This is a genomic window from Enterobacter sp. ODB01 (assembly GCF_001623605.1).
Taxonomy (GTDB): domain Bacteria; phylum Pseudomonadota; class Gammaproteobacteria; order Enterobacterales; family Enterobacteriaceae; genus Enterobacter; species Enterobacter kobei.
The window spans coordinates 484,014-506,881 of the sequence record NZ_CP015227.1 but is presented as its reverse complement, the minus strand read 5'-3'; the positions used below and the strand labels follow the sequence as shown (position 1 = coordinate 506,881).

Below are 22,868 nucleotides of genomic sequence, written 5' to 3'. Positions count from 1 at the left end.
AGTAGAGTCCAGCGGAAAGTTATGGGATGATGAAGCCGTTTTTTCAGGGGGCAGGATGGGTAAACTAACGCTGCTGTTGCTGGCTTTGCTGATTTGGCTGCAATACTCGTTGTGGTTCGGTAAGAACGGACTGCACGACTACAGCCGGGTGAGCGATGACGTCGCGGCTCAGCAGGCAACAAACGCCAAACTTAAGGCGCGTAACGATCAACTCTTTGCTGAAATTGATGACCTCAATGGCGGACAGGAGGCGATTGAGGAACGCGCACGCAATGAACTCAGTATGACTAAGCCGGGCGAAACCTTTTATCGTCTGGTTCCGGATGCGTCTAAACGCAATCAGGGCTCAGCACAAAATAATCGATAATCAGGCCCAGGATTACGACATGGCAGCAACTTTTTCGGACGTCTGTGCCGTGGTGCCGGCCGCAGGTTTTGGCCGGCGCATGCAAACAGAGTGTCCCAAGCAGTACCTTTCAATTGGTGATAAAACGATCCTCGAGCATGCCGTGGCGGCGCTGCTGGCGCACCCGCGGGTGACGCGAGCGATCATTGTCATCAGCCCCGGCGATGCGCGTTTTGCGCAGCTACCGCTGGCAAACCATCCACAGATTACCGTTGTTGACGGCGGCGCCGAGCGCGCCGATTCCGTGCTGGCGGGCATTCAGGCTGCCGGAGACGCGCCGTGGGTGCTGGTGCACGACGCCGCACGTCCGTGTCTGCATCAGGACGATCTGGCGCGCCTGCTGGCGCTGAGTGAAACCAGTAAAGTGGGGGGCATCCTGGCCGCTCCGGTGCGTGACACCATGAAGCGCGCCGAGCCTGGCAAGCAGGCTATCGCCCACACCGTTGAGCGCGTCGATCTCTGGCACGCGCTGACGCCACAATTTTTCCCCCGCGAATTACTCCACGACTGCTTAACGCGTGCGCTTAAAGAAGGGGCGACCATCACGGATGAAGCCTCCGCGCTGGAGTATTGCGGTTTTCACCCCGAACTGGTTGAAGGACGCGCTGATAATATAAAAGTGACGCGCCCGGAAGATTTACAGCTCGCGGAATTTTATCTTACCCGTTCGACCCATCAGGAGAAGGCATAATGCGAATTGGACACGGTTTTGATGTACACGCCTTTGGCGGAGAAGGCCCAATTATCATTGGCGGCGTACGTATTCCTTACGAAAAAGGTCTGCTGGCGCATTCTGATGGCGACGTGGCGTTGCATGCGCTGACCGACGCCCTGCTGGGCGCCGCTGCGCTGGGGGATATCGGCAAGCTGTTCCCGGACACCGATCCGGCGTTTAAAGGCGCAGACAGCCGCGAACTGCTGCGCGAAGCCTGGCGCCGCATTCAGGCCAAAGGCTACACGCTGGGCAACGTCGACGTGACGATCATCGCTCAGGCGCCGAAAATGCTGCCGCATATACCGCAGATGCGCGTGTTTATTGCTGAGGATCTGGGCTGTCACATGGACGACGTGAACGTCAAAGCCACCACCACCGAGAAGCTGGGCTTTACCGGTCGCGGCGAGGGTATTGCCTGTGAAGCGGTGGCGCTGCTGGTGAAGGCCGCCAAATGACGGACTTCGATAACCTGACTTATCTGCACGGTAAACCGCTGGGTTCTGGCATGCTGAAGACCAGCCCAGAAGATTTCGTGGTGGTTGAGGATTTGGGGTTTGAGCCGGACGGTGAAGGCGAACATATCCTGGTACGAATTCTTAAAAACGGCTGCAATACCCGGTTTGTGGCCGATGCGCTGGCAAAATTCCTCAAAATTCATGCCCGCGAGGTGAGCTTCGCCGGACAGAAAGATAAACACGCCGTCACCGAACAGTGGCTGTGTGCGCGCGTTCCCGGCAATACGATGCCTGATTTAAGCCAGTTTGAGCTGGAAGGCTGTAAAGTGCTGGAATACGCCCGTCACAAGCGCAAACTGCGCCTGGGGGCGTTGAAAGGCAATGCGTTTACGCTGGTATTGCGTGAAGTGTCCGACCGTTCAGACGTTGAAAAACGCCTCAACGCCATCAATGAACGCGGCGTACCGAACTACTTTGGCGCCCAGCGCTTTGGCATTGGCGGCAGTAACCTGCAGGGCGCGCTGCGATGGGCACAAAGCGATGCGCCGGTGCGCGACAGGAATAAGCGTAGTTTTTGGTTGTCGGCGGCCCGCAGTGCGTTGTTTAATCAGATTGTGAGCGAAAGGCTGAAAAAACCGGACGCGAATCAAGTTGTTGTTGGCGATGCGCTACAATTAGCGGGACGCGGAAGCTGGTTTGTGGCAACGGCCGACGAAATGGCCGATGTGCAGTCGCGCGTGGACGCGAAATCGCTGATGATTACCGCCGCGTTACCCGGCTCCGGTGAGTGGGGGACGCAGGGCGACGCGCTGAGCGCTGAGCAGACGGCTGTCGCCGATGCGCAAGCATTACAATCTTTGCTGGTGCGGGAAAAAGTCGAAGCAGCACGCCGCGCGATGCTGCTCTACCCGCAGCAGCTAAGCTGGAACTGGTGGGATGACGTCACCGTCGAGTTACGCTTCTGGCTGCCGGCCGGTAGCTTTGCCACCAGCGTTGTCAGGGAACTTATCAACACCTCGGGTGATTATGCGAATATTGCTGAGTAACGATGACGGGATCCACGCGCCAGGCATTCAGACCCTGGCGAAGCACCTCCGTGAATTTGCGGATGTGCAGGTTGTGGCGCCCGATCGTAACCGCAGTGGAGCGTCTAACTCACTGACCCTGGAGTCGTCGCTTCGCACCTTTACCTTTGAAAATGGCGATATTGCCGTTCAGATGGGCACACCGACCGACTGCGTCTTTCTGGGCGTGAATGCCCTGATGCGACCGCGTCCGGATATTGTTGTCTCCGGTATTAATGCCGGGCCGAACCTCGGCGACGACGTGATTTACTCCGGTACCGTGGCGGCCGCAATGGAAGGTCGTCATCTGGGGTTCCCGGCGCTGGCGGTTTCGTTAAACGGCCACACGCACTACGACACCGCCGCCGCGGTGACCTGCTCGATCCTGCGGGCGCTCGGCCGCGAGCCGCTGCGTACCGGGCGTATTCTGAACATCAACGTGCCGGATCTCCCGCTGGATGAAATTAAAGGCATTCGCGTCACACGGTGCGGCAGCCGTCATCCGGCCGATCAGGTGATCCCGCAGCAGGATCCTCGCGGCAACACGCTTTACTGGATCGGCCCTCCTGGCGATAAGTGCGATGCGGGTCCGGATACCGACTTTGCCGCCGTGGATGAAGGCTATGTTTCTGTTACGCCACTGCACGTAGATTTAACGGCGTATAGTGCGCAAGATGTGGTGTCGGGCTGGCTGGATCGCGCAGGAGTGAACGCGCAATGGTAAGCAAACGTGTACAAACTCTTCTGGAACAACTTCGCGCACAGGGGATCCGCGACGAGCATGTGCTTGAAGCGCTTGCCCAGGTTCCGCGTGAGAAATTTGTAGACGAGGCGTTTGAACACAAAGCGTGGGAAAACGTGGCGCTGCCTATTGGGCAAGGCCAGACGATTTCGCAGCCTTACATGGTGGCGCGCATGACGGAGCTGCTTGAGCTCACGCCCAATTCGCGCGTGCTGGAGATTGGCACCGGCTCGGGTTATCAGACCGCGATCCTGGCGCATCTGGTGCACCATGTCTGCTCCGTTGAGCGGATTAAAGGTTTACAGTGGCAGGCGCGTCGTCGCCTGAAACAACTTGATTTACACAATGTTTCGACACGACACGGTGATGGATGGCAGGGTTGGCAGGCTCGCGCCCCGTTCGACGCCATCATCGTGACGGCAGCCCCGCCTGAAATTCCTGCAGCCCTGTTGTCGCAGCTGGATGAGGGGGGCATTCTTGTTCTGCCCGTCGGCGATGAGCAGCAGCTCCTGAAGCGCGTTCGTCGACGTGGCGGCGAGTTTATTATCGACACCGTGGAAGCCGTGCGCTTTGTGCCTCTGGTAAAGGGGGAGTTGGCCTGAGACTCGGATTTATCCAGGGTTATTAAGGCAAATTCAGCGTATGGTGTGGCGCGAAAGATTCGTGCCATCACGGTAAATTTTAAGTCACTGGTAGTTAACACATTCCTGGGGGATAAATGAGCGCGGGAAGCCCTAAATTCACCATCAGCCGTGTTGCGGCATTATCACTGGTTTCGCTCTGGCTGGCTGGCTGTACAAGTTCTAACAATGCACCTGCGCCCGTCAGTTCCGTCGGCGGAAACAGCGGCTCGGGTAACACGTCCAGCGGAATGTTGATCACGCCTCCGCCTAAAATGGGAACTGCCACGGCGCAACAAAATCCGTCAATCCAGCCAGTTCAGCGCCCAATGACGCAGCCAACACAGATTCAGCCAGTTGAACAGCCTGTTCAGACCCAAAATGGCCGCATAGTGTATAACCGTCAGTATGGGAACATTCCGAAAGGCAGCTATACCGGCGGCAGCACCTATACCGTGAAACGCGGCGATACGCTGTTCTATATTGCCTGGATCACCGGGAACGATTTCCGTGACCTCGCACAGCGTAACAACGTCCAGGCCCCGTATGGTCTGGAGGTTGGGCAAACGCTCCAGGTGGGCAACGCAACGGGTACGCCACTGACGCCTGGCAACACGGTTTCAGCGGCCGATGTGACCGCACAAAATAACAGCGTTAAGCCTGCACAAAAATCCACCACGGTGGTTGCTTCACAACCTGTAATTACGTATTCTGAGGATTCAGGTGATCAGACTGCTAACAAAATGTTGCCGAATAATAAAGGGACTGCGACTACTGTCACAGCACCGGTTACGGCACCTGTGGTTAGCTCTACTGAACCGACTGCAAGCAGTCAGAATGCCAGTTCGTCAATCACTACCTGGCGCTGGCCAACTGACGGCAAGATTATCGAAAACTTCGCCACTTCTGAGGGTGGGAACAAAGGGATCGATATCGCAGGCAGTAAAGGACAGGCTATCATCGCGACCGCAGACGGACGCGTTGTGTATGCCGGTAATGCTCTGCGCGGTTACGGTAATCTTATCATCATCAAACACAATGATGATTACCTGAGTGCCTACGCCCATAACGACACAATGCTGGTCCGGGAACAACAAGAAGTTAAGGCGGGGCAAAAAATCGCTACCATGGGTAGCACCGGAACCAGTTCTACACGCTTGCATTTTGAAATTCGTTACAAGGGGAAATCCGTAAACCCGCTGCAGTATTTGCCGCAGCGATAATTTGACGGGGCATGCCAGCCAGGGTGTCTCGTTCAGGGATCACGGGTAGGAGCCACCTTATGAGTCAGAATACGCTGAAAGTTCATGATTTAAATGAAGATGCGGAATTTGATGAGAACGGAGTAGAGGCTTTTGACGAAAAAGCCTTAGTAGAAGAGGAACCCAGTGATAACGATTTGGCTGAAGAAGAGCTGTTATCGCAGGGCGCCACACAGCGTGTACTGGACGCGACTCAGCTTTACCTTGGGGAGATTGGTTACTCCCCACTGCTAACGGCCGAAGAAGAAGTCTATTTCGCACGTCGTGCTTTGCGTGGTGATGTTGCCTCGCGTCGTCGCATGATCGAAAGTAACCTGCGACTGGTCGTGAAAATTGCCCGCCGTTACGGCAATCGTGGTCTGGCTCTGCTGGATCTGATTGAAGAGGGCAACTTAGGTCTCATCCGCGCAGTTGAGAAGTTTGACCCGGAACGCGGGTTCCGTTTCTCAACCTACGCGACCTGGTGGATTCGTCAGACCATCGAACGGGCTATTATGAACCAGACCCGTACGATCCGCCTGCCGATCCACATCGTCAAAGAGTTGAACGTGTATCTGCGTACCGCGCGCGAGTTGTCCCATAAACTGGACCACGAGCCAAGCGCAGAAGAAATTGCCGAACAACTCGATAAACCGGTTGATGACGTAAGCCGTATGCTGCGTCTCAACGAGCGCATTACCTCCGTTGACACCCCGTTGGGTGGCGACTCCGAAAAAGCGCTGCTGGACATCCTGGCCGATGAAAAAGACAACGGTCCGGAAGACACCACGCAGGACGATGACATGAAACAGAGCATCGTCAAATGGCTGTTCGAACTGAACGCCAAACAGCGTGAAGTGCTGGCACGTCGTTTCGGTTTACTGGGGTATGAAGCTGCGACACTGGAAGATGTTGGCCGCGAAATTGGTCTGACTCGTGAACGTGTTCGTCAGATTCAGGTTGAAGGTCTGCGCCGCCTGCGTGAAATCCTGCAGGGGCAAGGTCTGAATATCGAAGCGCTGTTCCGCGAATAAGCAACCTTTCGTCAAAAAAGGCCCGTCGTGAGACGGGCCTTTTTCTTTTGTGCTATGGCTGCGCCGTTTCGTGCAGCAGACGCCATGTGATCCTGCCATCTTCCTGATTCAGCACTGCGGTTGACCAGCGCACGTTGATGGGGTGATCCGGGCGGGTTTGCGTCTCCCGGTAGTGAAGCACCGCGCCATCATCCCAGCTCTGTCGCGTCGATAATTCGTCAATGACGATCTTAAGCCCTGGACGACTTCCGCGCTGGTTATCCAGAAAACGAACAAGCCCGTTGTAGTCTATATGGACCCCACCGGGTGGGATCATCAGAAAATCAGACCGAAAACGGGCGAGCAGGGCGTCGGAATCGCCTTCGCCTTTGCCTAGCCAGTTTTCAAGTGCAATGTGGAGCTCGATAATCTCGTGTTCGAAAGGCGTCATGAATTCTCCTGTCGCAGCTGGGTGAGCACCTGCGTATTGTTAAGACGAAAAACGTACAGTACAGGCAGTAAGGTCATGCCTGCGGCAAAAATAAACATCCCGTGCCATGCGGCGAGCGGGGGTAGCCAGGCCTGCGCAAGGTTGAGGACCTGCGCCAGCAGCAGGGTTCCCATAAAAAAACTCAACTGACGATTAAGATTCCACAGCGCACTGGCATCCGGCATATCTTCCCGGCGCGTTGTCAGAAAAGCGCTGCTCTGAGCCGTGCTGCTGCAAAGACTTCCCCCTGCACCCATCAACACAAACGCAAGGGTGGGTAACAGCGCTGTGCTGGCCGGACTGACGCTCAGTAAAAGCAGAACGCCCAGCGCCTGGAGCAGACAGCCTGTGACGACAAGGGGACGAGGACCAATACGGTTAAAATAGCGTCCCGTTGCCGTGATAGCGACAAACGATGCCACAGACCACGGCAGCATCAGCATTCCCGTTGCGCCGGGTGTCATATTGGCCTCGCTCTGAAGGTAATACATACCCGTGACGTTCACACCAATAAATATGCCTGGTACACAGACATAGACCAGCATGGAAAAACGCAAAAGCGGGTCCGCAAGTAAAGGCAGGTTTAGCAGCCGGCTTGCTTTCATCGCGGGCTGTTCGTGTTTAAGCCACAAACAGCCCAGAACAAAGGTCACGATGGCAACCGGGAGCGTGGCGAAAAATATCCATCGCCAGCTTAGCGTTTGCACCAGCACGCCTCCTATAGCAGGGGAGCAGGCGGGGGCAAGCAGTGCGACCAGCATAACCGCTGAGGAGAGTCTGGCTCGCTCGTGAGGCTTAAACTGTTGCCAGGTCAACGCCTGTCCAACGGGAATCAATAAGCCTCCTCCCACCCCCTGCAACACTCGCCAGGCAATCAGGCTTTCCAGCGTGGCAGACAAGCCTGCCGCAGCAGAGGCAGCGCTGAACAGAAAAAGCGAGAGCAGGATGACGCGCTTCGGTCCAATTCGGCGCGTGAGCATGCTGCTAAACGGGATCACCAGCGTCAGACCAGCAATGTACCCGTTACTGACCCAGGCAAGTGCTGAAGGCGTGGCGTGAAAGGCGTGAGCCATTGCCGGAAAAGCGACGCTGGCAATAAACATGTTAATCAAATCAAGAAAAAAGCCCAGCAGATAGACAACGGCGACTTTGCTGCGATAGGTCATGGTGGTTCCTCCCGTGAGGAGGCGTATCGTATCGACGCGTCAGGCACGGATAAACCAGACAAAGCGCGATATACTGTCAAAAATATTTTGACGGTAAAAGGCGTGATGATGATTAACTTACAGCGGACGCAGATGTTTGTTGCGGTGGCAGACACCGGCAGTTTCACTGCGGCAGCTGAGGCGATGGGGCTGACAAAAGCCGTGGTCAGCTTCAATATTCGTCAGCTCGAAGCCGAACTGGGCGTTACCCTGTTGCTGCGATCCACCCGCCGCCTGACGTTAACCGACGCGGGTACCCTTTTTCATCAACGCAGCGTCGCGCTTCTGAAGGATGCAGAACAGTTGCAGGATGATGTCCGCGCGAATCATGCCGGGCTCACCGGGGAGTTGCGGATCACGACCACGCCTGAGTATGGCTCACAGGTCGTGGTGCCGATGCTGGCAAGGTTCAGCCAGCAGCACCCGGATCTTCGCGTGCGTCATGTTTCGTCGTCACTTCATGCCGACCTTATCTCAGAGCGCTTTGATGTGGCTATCCGATTGGGAACGCTTACCGATTCACGCTATCACGCTGCATTGATCGCGCACTTTTCGATCCTGCCCGTTGCGACACCCGAGTGGCTCGGTACTCATCCGATCGCATCGCTGGCGCAGCTTGCCCATGCGGACTGGATTATCCACGAGCGCTTAACCTCGCCGCTGCGCTGGCAGGTGAAAAATGCCGGTGGTTTGCCCGACACGCTGGAGATAAAAAAAGCGCCGCGCCTGTTTGCCGACAGTGCGCAGGCTCTTATGGCCTTTGCACTCGCCGGAGGTGGAGTGGCATTACTGCCGGAATGGCTGGTGCGCGATGCGCTGGATACGGGAAAACTGGTGCCGGTTTTACCGGAATATACCTTCGCGCGGCAGGGCATTTACGCGGTTTATCCGGATGCCCGGCACGTGCCGGCGAAAGTACGCACCTTTATTGATTTTATGCGCGCCAGCGTGAATTAATCGTGCATCATTTTCTTGATAAGCGCGGAGAACTGCTCCCGCTCGGCCTGACTCAGGCGCCCTAAAAATGCCTCATCTACTTCATTGCTTACCGGCTTGCAGCCTTCAAGCAGGGCTTCGCCTTCTGGTGTCAGGAAGACAAACCGGCGGCGCTTATCGGCGGGGTCATGCTCGCGTTTGACCAGCCCGCGCGCCTCCATGCGGCTCAGCATTTCCGCCAGGGTCGCTTTCGTACTGACTGCCACTTCGGTCAATGCCACCTGTTCAATGCCCGGATGCTCGGCAACAGAGCGCATAACCGCATACTGCGGCTTGGTCAGCTCCGGTAAGGCATGTTGCCACTGCGCGGTATGCTGTTGAAAAAGCTGACGTAACAGGTGGAACGCCTCTTGTCTTAGTTCCATGAACACTCCGACGGAAAAAATCTCCCCCTATGATAGCCGCTAAAGCCCGGGATGATAACGCGGCATTTTTTAGCAATTAGTGTGATCGTATGCGAACGATCTTGTCAGAAAAACGATCCGGGAGTAGTTTACCTATAATGTTCGTACACGAACAAGTTAATTGAGGTGATGAATGAGATTGATCGTGGGAATGACGGGGGCGACGGGGGCTCCGCTGGGCGTGGCGCTGCTGCAGGCGCTGCGGGAGATGCCTGAGGTGGAAACGCATCTGGTGATGTCGAAGTGGGCTAAAACCACCATCGAGCTGGAAACGCCTTACACCGCGCAGGACGTTGCTGCGCTGGCTGACGTTGTCCACAGCCCGGCTGACCAGGCCGCCACTATCTCCTCCGGGTCGTTTCGTACCGACGGCATGATCGTTATTCCCTGCAGCATGAAAACGCTGGCGGGGATCCGCGCAGGCTACGCCGAAGGGCTGGTGGGCCGTGCGGCGGATGTGGTGTTGAAAGAGGGGCGCAAGCTGGTGCTGGTTCCCCGCGAAACGCCGCTCAGCACCATCCATCTGGAGAACATGCTGGCGCTTTCCCGAATGGGCGTGGCGATGGTGCCGCCCATGCCTGCGTATTACAACCATCCGCAGACCGCCGATGACATCACCCAGCATATCGTGACCCGCGTGCTCGACCAGTTTGGTCTGGAGCATAAAAAGGCACGTCGCTGGAATGGGCTGCGGGAGGCGAAAGATTTTTCACAGGAGAATAAAAATGGCATTTGATGATTTGAGAAGCTTTCTGCAGGCACTCGATGAGCAAGGGCAACTGCTGAAAATTGAGGAAGAGGTGAATGCGGAGCCGGATCTGGCGGCGGCAGCCAACGCCACCGGTCGCATTGGCGACGGTGCGCCCGCTCTGTGGTTTGACAATATTCGCGGGTTTACCGATGCCCGCGTGGTGATGAACACCATCGGCTCCTGGCAGAACCACGCCATTTCGATGGGGCTGCCTGCGAATACCCCGGTAAAAAAACAGATCGACGAGTTTATCCGCCGCTGGGATAAATTCCCCATCGCACCGGAGCGCCGCGCCAACCCGGCCTGGGCTGAGAATACGGTGGACGGTGAAGACATCAACCTGTTCGACATCCTGCCGCTGTTTCGCCTGAATGACGGAGACGGTGGTTTTTATCTCGACAAAGCGTGCGTTGTTTCGCGCGATCCGCTTGACCCGGATAACTTTGGCAAGCAGAACGTCGGCATTTATCGCATGGAGGTGAAAGGTAAGCGCAAGCTCGGCCTGCAGCCGGTGCCGATGCACGATATCGCCCTGCATCTGCATAAAGCGGAAGAGCGTGGGGAAGATCTGCCGATTGCAATTACTCTCGGCAACGATCCGATCATCACCCTGATGGGCGCGACGCCGCTGAAATACGATCAGTCAGAATATGAGATGGCGGGTGCCCTGCGCGAAAGCCCATACCCGATTGCCACCGCACCGTTGACCGGTTTCGATGTACCGTGGGGCTCTGAAGTGATCCTGGAAGGGGTGATTGAAGGTCGTAAACGTGAAATCGAAGGGCCGTTTGGAGAGTTTACCGGGCACTATTCCGGTGGCCGTAATATGACGGTGGTACGTATTGATAAAGTTTCTTATCGCACGAAACCGATTTTCGAATCCCTGTACCTCGGTATGCCGTGGACCGAAATTGACTATCTGATGGGCCCAGCCACCTGCGTGCCGTTATACCAGCAGCTGAAAGCCGAATTCCCGGAAGTGCAGGCGGTGAACGCGATGTACACCCACGGTTTGCTGGCGATTATCTCCACCAAAAAGCGTTACGGCGGTTTTGCCCGCGCGGTCGGTTTGCGTGCCATGACTACGCCGCATGGCCTGGGCTACGTGAAGATGGTGATTATGGTGGATGAAGATGTTGACCCGTTCAACCTCCCGCAGGTGATGTGGGCGCTGTCATCGAAGGTCAACCCGGCAGGCGATCTGGTTCAACTGCCGAACATGTCGGTGCTTGAACTCGACCCAGGCTCCAGCCCGGCGGGCATTACCGACAAACTGATTATTGATGCGACGACGCCTGTCGCCCCGGACACCCGAGGCCACTATAGCCAGCCGGTACAGGATCTGCCTGAGACCAAAGCCTGGGCTGAAAAACTGACCGCGATGCTGGCAGCACGTCAATAAGGAGGAAAAGATGATTTGTCCACGTTGTGCCGATGAACATATTGAAGTGATGGCGACATCACCCGTGAAGGGGGTCTGGACGGTTTATCAGTGCCAGCATTGTCTCTATACCTGGCGCGATACCGAGCCGCTGCGCCGCACCAGCCGTGAACATTATCCGGAAGCGTTTCGTATGACGCAGAAGGATATTGACGAGGCACCGCAGGTGCCGACGATCCCGCCGCTGCTGTAAAAAAAGCCGGGTGGCGGCTTCGCCTTACCCGGCCTACAAAACCCGTAGGCCCGGTAAGCGCAGGGTATGAACCGGAAACATGGGTAACACTTTAGACCGGATACATGGGTAACAGTTATAACTGGCATAGAAGAGGAGACTCGCTATGCCCTGGACTGAGACCCGACCTATGCAACGCCTTGATTTTATCCGTGCCTGCCATGCAGGTACGGATTCCTTCTCCGCGCTTTGCCGTCTTTTTGGCATCAGCCGTAAAACCGGCTATAAATGGCTTCAGCGTTTTGACCCTTCTGACCTGTCATCTCTCTCGGACCGGTCGCGTGCGCCACGCTCCCACTCCCGGACGGTTCCTGATGATATCGCCGGACACCTGACTGCCCTGCGTCAAAAACACCCTGACTGGGGGCCAAAAAAACTGCGGATGTGGTTGCTCAATCATCACGTCGATTTTACCGTACCTGCCGCCAGCACTATCGGCGATATCCTCAAGCGCGAAGGCCTGGTTCCGGATAAAAAACGAAAACGCAGAACACCAGGCAATCGCCAGCCCCTGACCATCATCAGTGAGAACAATCAGGTCTGGAGCGCTGATTTTAAAGGCAAGTTCAGGCTGCTCAGCAGAGAGTACTGCCATCCTTTCACCCTGACCGATAATCACAGCCGGTATCTGCTCAGCTGCCGGGGAACACACCGTGAGAGTGAACCCTTTGTCAGAGAGTGCCTGACGGATGCGTTCCTGGAATATGGTCTGCCGGAAGTGCTTAGAACCGATAACGGCCAGCCCTTCGCGGGAACAGGAATAGCCGGATTAAGTCGTCTTGCCGTCTGGCTAATCAAGCTGGGCATCAGGCCGGAGCGTATCAGAAAGGGGCATCCGGAAGAAAATGGCCGCCATGAGCGAATGCACCGCTCCCTGAAAAGTGCGGTGAAACAGGGCAACACCTTCATGACGATGGAAGAACAACAGCGGTGGTTCAGTGACTACCGGAAAGAATTTAACTACGAAAGGCCGCATGAAGCACTGGCGGGAGCAACGCCCGGAACGGTATGGCAACCCTCAAACCGACACTGGGATGGCCGTGTTCCTGAATATGCTTATCCGGAAGGAGGTACAGTCTACAGGGTGAAATCGAGGGGGACCCTCTATATGGGAAAAAAGGGTACGGTGTTCCTGAGTGAAGCACTGACTGGGGAGTACATCATGCTGGAAGAACAAGATGATGGCCTTGAGGCCATCATCTTTAATGGGATAACGCTTGCGTACTACGACCGAAAAACCCAGAGTGTGCTCCGGATAGACTAAAAGTGTTACCTATGTTCCCGGTCTGATCTGTCACCTATGTATCCGGTCATACAGCAGCGCCACCGGGCAATAAAGACCGCAGAGAACTAAACCAGACTCTTCAACCGATAAATCCACTCCAGCGCCTGACGCGGCGTCAGTGAATCCGGGTCGAGATTCTCCAGTGCTTCCACCGCAGGTGACGTCTCTTCCGCAGGCACCAGCAGCGACATCTGTGTGCCATCAATCTGCGTCGCCGCCGCATTCGGTGACAGGCTTTCCAGCTCACGCAGTTTCTGACGCGCGCGCTTAATTACCTCTTTCGGTACGCCAGCCAGCGCCGCGACGGCCAGGCCATAGCTCTTGCTCGCCGCACCGTCCTGCACCGTGTGCATGAAGGCGATGGTATCGCCGTGTTCCAGCGCATCAAGGTGGACGTTAGCCACCCCTTCCATCTTCTCCGGTAGCTGCGTCAGCTCGAAGTAATGGGTGGCGAACAGCGTCATGGCTTTGATTTTGTTCGCGAGGCTTTCAGCGCAGGCCCATGCCAACGACAGGCCATCGTAGGTTGATGTTCCGCGTCCGACTTCGTCCATCAGCACCAGACTGTGTTCCGTCGCGTTGTGCAGAATGTTAGCCGTTTCGGTCATCTCCACCATAAAGGTTGAGCGACCGCTCGCCAGATCGTCTGCCGCCCCGACGCGGGTAAAGATACGGTCGATAGGGCCAATCTCAACGTGTTGCGCCGGGACGTAGCTGCCGATATAGGCGAGCAGCGCAATCAAAGCGGTCTGGCGCATATAGGTACTTTTACCGCCCATGTTTGGCCCGGTAATGATCAGCATTCTTCGCTGCGGCGAGAGGTTCAGCGGGTTGGCGATGAACGGCTCATTCAGTACCTGCTCGACCACCGGGTGACGGCCTTCAGTGATGCGGATACCGGGCTTGTCGGTAAAGGTCGGACAGGTATAGTTCAGCGTTTCCGCGCGTTCAGCCAGGTTCACCAGCACATCCAGTTCCGCCAGCGCGCTGGCGCTAAGCTGCAGATCGGCCAGGTGTGGCATCAGCATGTCAAACAGCTCTTCATACAGCTGTTTTTCCAGCGCCAGTGCTTTACCTTTCGAGGTGAGCACTTTGTCTTCGTACTCTTTCAGCTCGGGAATAATGTAGCGCTCGGCGTTTTTCAACGTCTGACGACGGACGTAGTGAATTGGTGCCAGATGGCTCTGCCCGCGGCTGATCTGAATATAGTAACCGTGTACCGCGTTATACCCCACTTTCAGGGTGTCGAGCCCAAGACGCTCGCGCTCGCGGATTTCCAGTTTATCAAGATAATCCGTTGCACCGTCGGCCAGCGCACGCCATTCGTCCAGCTCCTCGTTGTAGCCAGGGGCAATGACGCCGCCGTCACGCACCAGAACCGGAGGCGCATCGATAATGGCGCGTTCCAGCAGTTCGCGAAGCTCGGTAAACTCGCCCATCGTTTCACGGAGTTTCTGAACCGGAGCGCTGTCAACGTCGCTCAACTGAGCACGCAGTTCCGGTAACTGCTGGAAAGCATGACGCATACGTGCGAGATCGCGTGGGCGCGCGGTGCGCAATGCCAGACGGGCAAGGATACGCTCGAGATCGCCCACCTGACGCAGAACGGGCTGCAGCTCGGTGTAACGATCCTGCAATGCGGCAATCGTCTGTTGACGGCAGACAAGCGTATTCGTATCGCGAATGGGCATATGCAGCCAGCGTTTCAGCATACGGCTCCCCATCGGCGTCACCGTGCTGTCGAGGACCGACGCGAGGGTATTTTCTATGCCACCCGCCAGGTTCTGCGTGATCTCCAGGTTGCGGCGCGTGGCGGCATCCATGATGATGCTGTCCTGCTGGCGCTCCATGGTGATAGAACGGATATGCGGCAGGGCGGTGCGTTGGGTGTCTTTCACGTATTGCAGCAGGCAACCTGCTGCACACAACCCGCGCGGCGCATTTTCAACGCCAAAACCGATCAAGTCGCGGGTGCCAAACTGCAGATTCAGCTGCTGGCGCGCGGTATCTATTTCGAATTCCCACAGCGGGCGACGGCGTAAACCTCGGCGACCTTCAATCAGCGCCATCTCGGCGAAATCTTCGGCATAGAGCAGCTCGGCCGGGTTGGTGCGCTGCAATTCGGCAGCCATCGTTTCACGGTCAGCGGGTTCACTCAGACGAAAACGCCCGGAGCTGATGTCCAGTGTGGCATAACCAAACCCTTTGCCGTCCTGCCACAGCGCCGCCAGCAGGTTATCCTGGCGCTCCTGAAGCAGGGCTTCATCACTGATGGTACCTGGCGTGACGATGCGCACGACTTTGCGTTCAACCGGCCCCTTCGACGTCGCCGGATCGCCAATCTGTTCGCAAATGGCGACGGATTCTCCCTGATTGACCAGTTTGGCCAGGTAGTTCTCTACCGCATGGTGCGGGATGCCTGCCATCGGGATGGGCTCACCTGCCGATGCGCCACGTTTGGTCAGCGAAATGTCGAGCAACTGCGATGCACGTTTGGCATCGTCATAAAACAGCTCGTAAAAATCGCCCATACGGTAAAACAGCAGGATTTCCGGATGCTGTGCTTTCAGCTTCAGATACTGCTGCATCATCGGCGTATGTGCGTCGAAATTGTCGATTGTGCTCATGGAGTTATGATGTCCATTTCTTTGAAAAGAAACCGTTTTGAGCGGCTCAGTGGCCGTTAGTTCCTGCTATTGTCGCATGAAAAAAAGCGATGTCGCAGAAAAATGTCGCGGCTTTACGAGGTGCCTTCCGGCATCAACTCGATGACAATTTTGCCATGTTCCACGCCCACCCTGACCTGGGCGTTGGTAGTAAAGCCCGCCTTTTCAAGCCAGTCCCCTTTTAAGCTCAACGCCGCATGTACGCTGTAACGCTTAGGTATCTTAGTTTTTCGATCCTCGTGACGTTTTCTGAAATATCCCACTTTTAAATGGCGGTAGGGTTTGCCAGTCGCGATCTCTTGCATAGAACCTCCAGACAATACGGACAACGGTCACTCCTGATGCCTGTATAAAATACCCGTGATTTTCAGGAGGTGTAGCATTAATGCTGGAATCAGGCTTCAGAAAACGGAATGCAACAACTGAAATTCAGGGTTTAAAAGAGTATTATTGATGCATCTTATTAATCGGTAAGTCGCTATGTCCGGTAAACGCATATCACGAGAAAAAGAGACTATCGCGAAAATGATCGCGTTGTTTGAAAAGCAGTGCCCGCAGGCGTCTCGGGAAGAGGGGCATTATCAGGCGCTGAACGCGTATGCCGATAAGCGCCTGGATAAGTGTGTTTTTGGTGAAGAAAAGCCTGCCTGTAAACAGTGTCCGGTACACTGCTACCAGCCCGCAAAGCGGGAAGAGATGAAGCAGATTATGCGCTGGGCGGGGCCACGCATGTTATGGCGTCATCCTGTCCTGACCGTTCGTCATCTGATTGACGATCGTCGTCCGGTGCCGGAATTACCGGAAAAGTATCGCCCGAAAAAGTGAGCCGTTCAGCTTCGCAGCGGGCGGCAAATTACCTGCAGGGCCAGGGCGCTGCACAACGGGAAGAGGGCCAGCAGCAGCCAGGGGTATATTGCCTGAGCCGAAGGCACCAGCGCGCGATCCAGCAGACTGCCAAACAACAAATTTCCCGCCAGTACCGCAATCCCTCCGGCGGTGGCGAGAGCACCATAATGCGCCCCCAACGTTGATTCCTCGGCGAACCGCGGAATGAGATCTTTTGCCGAGGGGACCAGCAGCATTTGTCCCAGCGTCAGTAACGTGACAAATAAGACCGACGGCAGCAACCGCAACCAGCCCTCCGGCGGTTCAGTCGCTGCAAACATCGCTACGCTCGCAAAGGCCGTAGAAAGCAGCAAAAAGCCCACCGGCAGGATCCTCACCGCGCCCACGCGGCGGGCAAAGCGTGCCAGCGGCAGCTGTAAGGTAATGATCAGCATGGAGGCGAGCATAAAAAGCGGACCGAGATCTTTCTCGTTACCACCAGATCGCTGGATCTCCACCGGCAGCGCCAGATAAAGCTGGTTGTAGCTTAACAGCCATGAGCTATAGGCAATGATGAAGGCGACGAAGCGAGGCTGGCGGAAGGTTGTCCACCAGGGCTGTATTTTAAGCGTTTGCGAACGGCGGCCAGAAGCAGGAAGGCAGAAGTAGAGCACCACTAACGCAATAATAAAGACCCCTGCACCCGCCAGCGCCACCTGGCGGAAGCCAAGCCCCGTTAACAGGGCGCCAGCAACCGGGCCCAGTACCGCGCCGAGTTCCCCGCAGACTGCAAACAGTGCAAACCACTCCGCCCGGCTTCGTGTCCCTTTCGCCTCACTGTGCGTGCCCGCTTTGGCCAGCAATGCCTCAATCGAAGGGGAAAATAATGCGCCGCCGATGCCCGTCAGACATGCGCCCACAATAATCGGCGAGAGCGATTCCCCGAAGGCCAGCAGCAGATAACCTGAAACACGAACAATACAGCCGCTGAGGATAACCACTTTCGCGCCAAACCGGTCCGAGAGGGCACCGCCAACGATAAACATCCCCTGCTGGGAGAAGGTGCGCAGGCCCAGAATCAGCCCGATCAGTCCGCCGGAGAGCAGCATGTCGTCGCGCAGGAATATCGCCAGGAAAGGAACGACGGCGTAAAAGCCAATGTTGAAAACAAACTGGCTACCCAGTAAGACGGGCGGCCAGAGCGTGGCGGCTGTGCGAAGGAGCATTGTGATTTACGCGCCCCTAAACGATAAAGTGGATGTGCTTTTTGCCATGGAACGGCGAGATCTCAATTTTGGTTTTGACCCGGAAAACATCCCAGAGCAACGACTCAGATAAGATGTCCTGAGGTGTCCCCGTCGCCACAATTTGCCCCTTCTGCATCACAATCAGCGAGTCGCAGAACATCGAGGCGTGGTTAAGATCGTGGATAGCGACAATGCTGGTGACCGGTAATTCGCTGATCAACTGCATCAGCTGCATCTGATGATGAATGTCCAGGTGGTTGGTCGGTTCGTCCAGCAGGATTTCCGTTGGGGTCTGGGCCAGCGCGCGGGCAATGTGCACCCGCTGGCGCTCTCCGCCGGAGAGGCTCAGCCAGCCCTGGTCGCTTTTATCCAGCATATCCACGCGTTGCAGTGCCGCCGTGACGGTCTCGTCATCGTGCGTGCTCCAGTTGGAAAAAGCGGAGTGGTGCGGAATTCGTCCAAGTTTCACCACGTCGCGAACGCGCATGTTGGCGTCGGTCATCCCGTGCTGCTCAACGAACGCTACCCGGCGGGCAAGCTGCTTTTTGGCGATGCGGGAGATGTCCTGCCCGTCCAGCGTCACGCGGCCCGCATCCGGGCGACGCAGTCCCGCGAGGATACGCAAAAGAGACGATTTTCCGCAGCCGTTTGGGCCCAGCAGGCCGACGGTTTCCCCCCGGGAGACCTTCAGCGAGACGTCATTGACGATCGCCTTTTTGCCGACCTTCCAGGTAATATTTTCAGCGCAGATACTCATCACTTATTCCTTGAACGGTAAATAATCACGGCAAAGAAGGGAACGCCCACCAGTGCGGTCACTACGCCGACGGGCAGGCTTTGCGGCGCAATCAGCATGCGTGAGGCAATGTCTGCCAGCACCATCAGGATCGCCCCGGCCAACGCGCTGGCAATGAGCAGCGTGCGATGCAAAGGTCCGAACAGGAAACGCATGACGTGCGGAACCACCAGCCCCACAAAGCCGATGGAGCCTGCCATACTGACGATGGTCGCGGTAATCAGTGCGGTCGTGATAAATAACGCCAGGCGTACCCAGGGAACTGCAATCCCCAGCGATGCGGCAGCGTCGTCACCGAACGTAAAGGCATCCAGCGCCCGGGAATAGAAGAGGCAAACGGCTAACCCCAGCAGGACCACCACCAGTACCAGCTGGAATTCCGGCCAGCGTACGCCGCTGAAGCTGCCCAGCAGCCAGAACATGACATCTCGCGCCTGCTGTGCGCTGGCTGACGTGCTGATGGTGTAGGCGGTAATGGCATTGAACAACTGCGAAGCCGCAACGCCTGCCAGAATAGTGCGTTCATTGCCGCCGCGCGCGCCGTTGGTCAGAAAAGCGACAAATGCAAAGGCGGCGAAGGCACCCGCGAAGGCCCCCGCAGACAGCGAAACGGCTCCCGTTCCCACACCCAGCACCACGACGGAAACCGCCCCGGTTGAGGCCCCCGCAGACACGCCGAGAACATAGGGTTCCGCCAGCGCGTTCTTCAACAGACTTTGCAGGACGGCACCGCAGATGGCTAGCCCGGCGCCACAGCAGGCAGCAACCAGCGCACGGCTCAGACGAAAGTCCCAGATAACGCTCTCATAGATGCGGTTGAGCGGAACCTCGGTGAGCCCCATTTTATTGCTGATAGCATAAAACACGTTATCCAGCGGGATGGACAGTTCACCGACGCTGACGCCAAGGGCGATGACCAGAAACAACAGTACAATGGCAAGCAGAGCAGACGTGGTCAGGAACAGGCCCTGGCGGGCCTGAAGTACAGCGGCTGTCATCAGTTCAGCCCCAGTTTTCTGAGCTGTTCACCCACCTGTTCAGCACCGTAAATTGTACGAATCGTTGGGTTCATCGCCTGGCCGTCCATCACCACGATATGGCCTTTTTTGACGGCATCAAGCTGGCTGACGGCAGGATCGTTTTTCAGGAATTTGATTTTTTCTTCCGCGTTATCCAGCGCCCAGCGGTTACGGTCCAGACTGGAGACCACAATCACATCCGGATTAGCGGCAATAATGCTTTCCCAGCCCACGGTTGGCCATTCGGTTTCAGATGTAATGGCGTTGTGCCCGCCCAGCACGTTGGCAATAAATCCGGAGGCGCTGTTTTTACCGCCGACGTAAGCATCAGCCGAAGGAGAGGAGCTTGAGAACCAGAAAACAAAGGAGAGGTCCTTTTTGTTTTTACCAAACTCCTGGCGCAGGTCAGCCTCACGTTTTTTGAAATCGGCAATGACGGCCTGGCCGCGATCTTCCACGTTAAAGATTTTGGCAAAATCCTCAATCTCCTTATAGAGATAGGTCATGTCCCACAGCTTCTGGCGGCTGCCGTACATATCTCCTGTGGCTTTTTTGGTCGCGCACATGCCCGGTGAGACGTAGCTATTCACACCGACGGTCGCCAAATCTTCACGTTTTGCGACCTTACTCTCTGGCCCAAGTAACAGAGGAAGCTGGGCAGGTACAAAATCAGGATTTTGCGCAAGGATAGATTCAAGCGTAGGGATTTCTACCGTTAGGGTTTTGATTTTTGCGTTCTGTTCAGCCAGCTGCGGCAGCACTTTGGTCGGCCAGAAGGCGCTGGCCTTCACCTTATCCTGCAGGCCGAGCAGGAGCAAAATTTCGACGGTATTCTGACCCAGGGCCACGACGCGTTCCGGCGCTTTGGTGAAGGTCTCTTTATAACCACAGCTTTCAATGGTCAGAGGATATGTGGTTGCCAGAGCAGAACTGACCGACGCAATCGCCAGGCCCAACGCGCAGATGACCTTTTTCATTAAACGCTACCCTTCATTAAAATTATTTTTTGATGCAAATGAAACTCATTATTAAGGCGGAATTTTATACAGAGGAAACGATTTTGTGTCAATGAGGGACAATTGCGCAGGGTGACAAAAGGCGGTGCCAGAATAACACCGCCAGCATGCGGACTTACAGCAGGTTCTCTTTATCAATCCCGAGGCGCTTCATGCGCGACAGCAGGGTCGTGCGTTTTAAGCCTAAACGCTGGGCTGCCCCTTTCGGGCCGGCGACCACGCCGTTCGTCTCTTTCAGCACGCGCATAATGAGCTGATATTCATCTTCTCCCTCTTTTGCGATCTCGGCTGCGGTCACGGTCGTTTCAGGCAGAGAAACCTCCGGCAGGGAGAGTTGCAGCACATTGCCACGCGTGAGCAGCACCGCACGCTCAATGACGTTTTCCAGTTCGCGGACGTTACCCGGCCACTCCATCGACGAGAGGGTGCGTAGCGTTTCGGCAGGAATACTGTCGATATTTCGCCCCATTCGGCGGGCGATCTTCGCGGTAAAGGCTTTTACCAGTAGGGGGATATCTTCCGGACGTTCGCGCAGCGGGGGCAGGCAGATCGGGAAGACGTTCAGGCGATAGTAGAGATCGCTTCTGAATTCGCGGTCGGCGACCATTTTTTTCAGGTCGCGGTTGGTGGCGGCAATCAGCCGCACGTCAGTCTGGATAAGCTTGTTGCTGCCAAGGCGCTCAAACTCCTGCTCCTGCAAGACGCGCAGCAGTTTAGGCTGCAACTCCAGCGGCATATCGCCCACTTCGTCGAGGAACAGCGAGCTTTTATCGGCCAGTTCAAAACGCCCCAGGCGCTGGCTGCTGGCCCCGGTAAATGCGCCGCGCTCGTGGCCGAAGAGGTCACTTTCCAGCAGGCCCGCAGGCATCGCCGCGCAGTTCATCTTCACCATCCGGCGGCTGTTGCGATTGCTCAGGTTGTGGATGGCTCTGGCAATCAGCTCTTTACCCGTGCCGGTTTCACCCAAAATCAGCACCGTGCTGTCGCTCTGCGCCACCATTTCCACCTGCTTGAGGACGCTGTACATCGCATCGCTGCGCCCGATGATTTCGCCAAACTCGCTGTCCACATTATTAAGCTGCTCGGTCAGGGCCAGGTTCTCGTCCACCAGCCGCTCTTTCAGGCGATGGATCTCCTGATAGGCGAGGGCGTTATCCAGCGCGATGGAGATACGCTCGGCAATCTGGCGCAGCAGCTTCAGGTTGGCGGTGGTAAACACGGCTTCATCACACTGCGCCAGTTTCAGCACGCCAAGCATGGTATTGCCGGACATCAGCGGTAGCAGGCACAGGGTCTGGATCTTATTGCCCCAGGTGTTAAACAGCATTCGCTCATACGGCGCTACCGGATCCTGTTCGCTCAGGTTAAGCAGGAGGATCTCTTTGCTTTTGAATACCCGTTCAGAAAGGGTGCCCGCTTCATCCACTTCACTTTGCTCATGCGCCGGGTTGGCTTCATCGAGATAGTGCGTGGAATAGATATTCAGCTTGCCCTTGCGATGCCCCCGCAGCGCAATACTGATAGCGTCGATTTTGAAATAGTGGTGTATCTCTTTTGAGACTTCGCTGACCAACTCATCCATATCGAGACGTGACAGCACGGCGTTAGTGATTGCCACCAGGATGCGGAAGTTATCGCGCTCGCGGCTCAGCAGGTCGTAATCCACGTTATTGGTGACGCGACTTTGGATCTGCTCTGCCACCACGGCCACAATCTGGGTAAAGGTGTGCAGACGCTCGTACTCCGCTTCGCTCCAGGGCCGGTCGGTCGTGCGGATGAACTCGCAGCCGCCAAAGATATGGCCCTCCGCCGCCAGCGGCAGCATGCTGTAGTGGCCAAAAGGCTGATAGAGGTTGCTCCCGGCAAGCCGCGGCCACGCCATCCTGAACTCCTCAAAATTGCAGTGCAGGGCTTCCGGACGGGAGAGAATGCGGCGCACCGGACCATGCGCCAGATACGTTTCATCTTCGTATTCAAACGTTTTGCCATTATCACGCGTTGAGTAGTAGCTCGCGCGTTGCGTTCCGCTATGCCAGAGCACAATTGCGGCGCTGTCTGCCAGGGCTGATTGCCTGACCAGTCGCGTCAAAGCATCGCTTAGCGCGCTGAGATCGGGCTGCTGTAAAAGTGTGCGCGTGATATCAAACAGGCCCTGCTGTCCAAGATCGCTCATCGGTGTATACGGCATTATTGCTTTCCAATTGAAACTGGCAGAAAAGAGACATTCAGTGCTGACCGC

24 protein-coding genes are annotated in these 22,868 nt (G+C 56.2%); 14 read left to right on the top strand and 10 right to left on the bottom strand.

Going from position 1 to position 22,868, the window contains the following annotated elements:
* Positions 1-55 precede the first annotated feature (55 nt).
* The 8 genes from ftsB to rpoS all read left to right on the top strand — a co-directional run bounded on the left by ftsB (position 56) and on the right by rpoS (position 6,277).
* The gene (ftsB, locus tag A4308_RS02450) at positions 56-367 is read left to right on the top strand and encodes a cell division protein FtsB (protein WP_008499609.1); all 312 of its coding nucleotides are present in this window, start codon (positions 56-58) and stop codon (positions 365-367) included.
* A gap of 19 nt (positions 368-386) precedes the next feature.
* Positions 387-1,097, top strand: coding sequence for a 2-C-methyl-D-erythritol 4-phosphate cytidylyltransferase (gene ispD / locus A4308_RS02445; RefSeq protein WP_023338756.1), 711 nt, complete (start codon positions 387-389; stop codon positions 1,095-1,097).
* Complete coding sequence (ispF, locus tag A4308_RS02440) at positions 1,097-1,576, top strand: 2-C-methyl-D-erythritol 2,4-cyclodiphosphate synthase (RefSeq protein WP_006811766.1); 480 nt, start codon at positions 1,097-1,099, stop codon at positions 1,574-1,576. The genes ispD and ispF overlap by 1 nt, the downstream gene beginning before the upstream one ends.
* The gene (gene truD, locus A4308_RS02435) at positions 1,573-2,622 is read left to right on the top strand and encodes a tRNA pseudouridine(13) synthase TruD (RefSeq protein ID WP_045281979.1); all 1,050 of its coding nucleotides are present in this window, start codon (positions 1,573-1,575) and stop codon (positions 2,620-2,622) included. The genes ispF and truD overlap by 4 nt, the downstream gene beginning before the upstream one ends.
* Positions 2,603-3,364, top strand: a complete 762-nt coding sequence (gene surE, locus A4308_RS02430; protein WP_014885028.1) for a 5'/3'-nucleotidase SurE — start codon at positions 2,603-2,605, stop codon at positions 3,362-3,364. Before truD ends, surE begins: the two co-directional genes overlap by 20 nt.
* Positions 3,358-3,984, top strand: a complete 627-nt coding sequence (locus A4308_RS02425; RefSeq protein WP_014885027.1) for a protein-L-isoaspartate(D-aspartate) O-methyltransferase — start codon at positions 3,358-3,360, stop codon at positions 3,982-3,984. Before surE ends, A4308_RS02425 begins: the two co-directional genes overlap by 7 nt.
* Before the next feature lie 116 nt (positions 3,985-4,100).
* On the top strand, positions 4,101-5,225 hold the full coding sequence (gene nlpD, locus A4308_RS02420; protein WP_023338754.1) for a murein hydrolase activator NlpD: 1,125 nt from the start codon (positions 4,101-4,103) through the stop codon (positions 5,223-5,225).
* Positions 5,226-5,284: 59 nt separating this feature from the next.
* Positions 5,285-6,277 (top strand): RNA polymerase sigma factor RpoS, encoded by a 993-nt coding sequence (rpoS, locus tag A4308_RS02415; protein WP_008499600.1) that lies wholly within the window; start codon positions 5,285-5,287, stop codon positions 6,275-6,277.
* Positions 6,278-6,329: 52 nt separating this feature from the next.
* Here rpoS and A4308_RS02410 read toward each other — a convergent pair whose 3' ends face one another.
* Both A4308_RS02410 and A4308_RS02405 read right to left on the bottom strand, forming a co-directional pair.
* Complete coding sequence (locus A4308_RS02410; protein WP_023338753.1) at positions 6,330-6,707, bottom strand: DUF4440 domain-containing protein; 378 nt, start codon at positions 6,705-6,707, stop codon at positions 6,330-6,332.
* Positions 6,704-7,912, bottom strand: a complete 1,209-nt coding sequence (locus A4308_RS02405) for an MFS transporter (RefSeq protein WP_045281978.1) — start codon at positions 7,910-7,912, stop codon at positions 6,704-6,706. The genes A4308_RS02410 and A4308_RS02405 overlap by 4 nt, the downstream gene beginning before the upstream one ends.
* Before the next feature lie 108 nt (positions 7,913-8,020).
* Here A4308_RS02405 and A4308_RS02400 point away from each other — a divergent pair, with 108 nt between their 5' ends.
* Positions 8,021-8,908, top strand: coding sequence for a LysR family transcriptional regulator (locus tag A4308_RS02400; RefSeq protein ID WP_045134139.1), 888 nt, complete (start codon positions 8,021-8,023; stop codon positions 8,906-8,908).
* Here A4308_RS02400 and A4308_RS02395 read toward each other — a convergent pair.
* A complete protein-coding gene (locus A4308_RS02395; RefSeq protein WP_023331181.1) occupies positions 8,905-9,312 on the bottom strand; it encodes a MarR family winged helix-turn-helix transcriptional regulator in 408 nt (135 codons plus the stop codon). The genes A4308_RS02400 and A4308_RS02395 overlap by 4 nt on opposite strands.
* A 172-nt stretch (positions 9,313-9,484) precedes the next feature.
* On the opposite strand from A4308_RS02395, the gene A4308_RS02390 reads away from it, so the two are divergent.
* From A4308_RS02390 to A4308_RS02375, 4 genes are all read left to right on the top strand, one after another.
* The gene (locus A4308_RS02390; RefSeq protein ID WP_014885021.1) at positions 9,485-10,087 is read left to right on the top strand and encodes a non-oxidative hydroxyarylic acid decarboxylases subunit B; all 603 of its coding nucleotides are present in this window, start codon (positions 9,485-9,487) and stop codon (positions 10,085-10,087) included.
* Positions 10,077-11,504 (top strand): non-oxidative hydroxyarylic acid decarboxylases subunit C, encoded by a 1,428-nt coding sequence (locus tag A4308_RS02385; RefSeq protein ID WP_032635686.1) that lies wholly within the window; start codon positions 10,077-10,079, stop codon positions 11,502-11,504. Before A4308_RS02390 ends, A4308_RS02385 begins: the two co-directional genes overlap by 11 nt.
* Before the next feature lie 10 nt (positions 11,505-11,514).
* Positions 11,515-11,736, top strand: a complete 222-nt coding sequence (locus A4308_RS02380; protein ID WP_003862116.1) for a non-oxidative hydroxyarylic acid decarboxylases subunit D — start codon at positions 11,515-11,517, stop codon at positions 11,734-11,736.
* A gap of 145 nt (positions 11,737-11,881) precedes the next feature.
* A complete protein-coding gene (locus A4308_RS02375; RefSeq protein WP_045282386.1) occupies positions 11,882-13,039 on the top strand; it encodes a DDE-type integrase/transposase/recombinase in 1,158 nt (385 codons plus the stop codon).
* Between the two features lie 86 nt (positions 13,040-13,125).
* Here the strand turns inward: A4308_RS02375 and mutS are convergent, their stop codons facing one another.
* Both mutS and A4308_RS02365 read right to left on the bottom strand, forming a co-directional pair.
* Positions 13,126-15,687 carry a DNA mismatch repair protein MutS gene (gene mutS / locus A4308_RS02370; protein ID WP_023331179.1) on the bottom strand — a complete coding sequence of 854 codons (2,562 nt, stop codon included), beginning with the start codon at positions 15,685-15,687 and terminating at the stop codon, positions 13,126-13,128.
* 113 nt (positions 15,688-15,800) lie between these two features.
* Positions 15,801-16,031, bottom strand: coding sequence for a SymE family type I addiction module toxin (locus A4308_RS02365; RefSeq protein WP_014885018.1), 231 nt, complete (start codon positions 16,029-16,031; stop codon positions 15,801-15,803).
* 175 nt (positions 16,032-16,206) lie between these two features.
* Between A4308_RS02365 and A4308_RS02360 the strand changes: the two genes are divergently transcribed.
* Positions 16,207-16,551, top strand: coding sequence for a nitrous oxide-stimulated promoter family protein (locus tag A4308_RS02360; RefSeq protein WP_014885017.1), 345 nt, complete (start codon positions 16,207-16,209; stop codon positions 16,549-16,551).
* A gap of 5 nt (positions 16,552-16,556) precedes the next feature.
* On the opposite strand, the gene A4308_RS02355 is transcribed toward A4308_RS02360, so the two are convergent.
* The 5 genes from A4308_RS02355 to flhA form a co-directional block, all read right to left on the bottom strand.
* The gene (locus A4308_RS02355; protein ID WP_072251843.1) at positions 16,557-17,777 is read right to left on the bottom strand and encodes an MDR family MFS transporter; all 1,221 of its coding nucleotides are present in this window, start codon (positions 17,775-17,777) and stop codon (positions 16,557-16,559) included.
* A gap of 16 nt (positions 17,778-17,793) precedes the next feature.
* On the bottom strand, positions 17,794-18,555 hold the full coding sequence (locus A4308_RS02350; protein WP_014885015.1) for an ABC transporter ATP-binding protein: 762 nt from the start codon (positions 18,553-18,555) through the stop codon (positions 17,794-17,796).
* Positions 18,555-19,592 carry a FecCD family ABC transporter permease gene (locus A4308_RS02345; protein ID WP_045282199.1) on the bottom strand — a complete coding sequence of 346 codons (1,038 nt, stop codon included), beginning with the start codon at positions 19,590-19,592 and terminating at the stop codon, positions 18,555-18,557. The genes A4308_RS02350 and A4308_RS02345 overlap by 1 nt, the downstream gene beginning before the upstream one ends.
* Positions 19,592-20,590, bottom strand: a complete 999-nt coding sequence (locus tag A4308_RS02340) for an ABC transporter substrate-binding protein (RefSeq protein WP_045282200.1) — start codon at positions 20,588-20,590, stop codon at positions 19,592-19,594. Before A4308_RS02340 ends, A4308_RS02345 begins: the two co-directional genes overlap by 1 nt.
* A gap of 154 nt (positions 20,591-20,744) precedes the next feature.
* On the bottom strand, positions 20,745-22,817 hold the full coding sequence (flhA, locus tag A4308_RS02335; protein ID WP_023331174.1) for a formate hydrogenlyase transcriptional activator FlhA: 2,073 nt from the start codon (positions 22,815-22,817) through the stop codon (positions 20,745-20,747).
* Between the last annotated feature and the right edge of the window lie 51 nt (positions 22,818-22,868).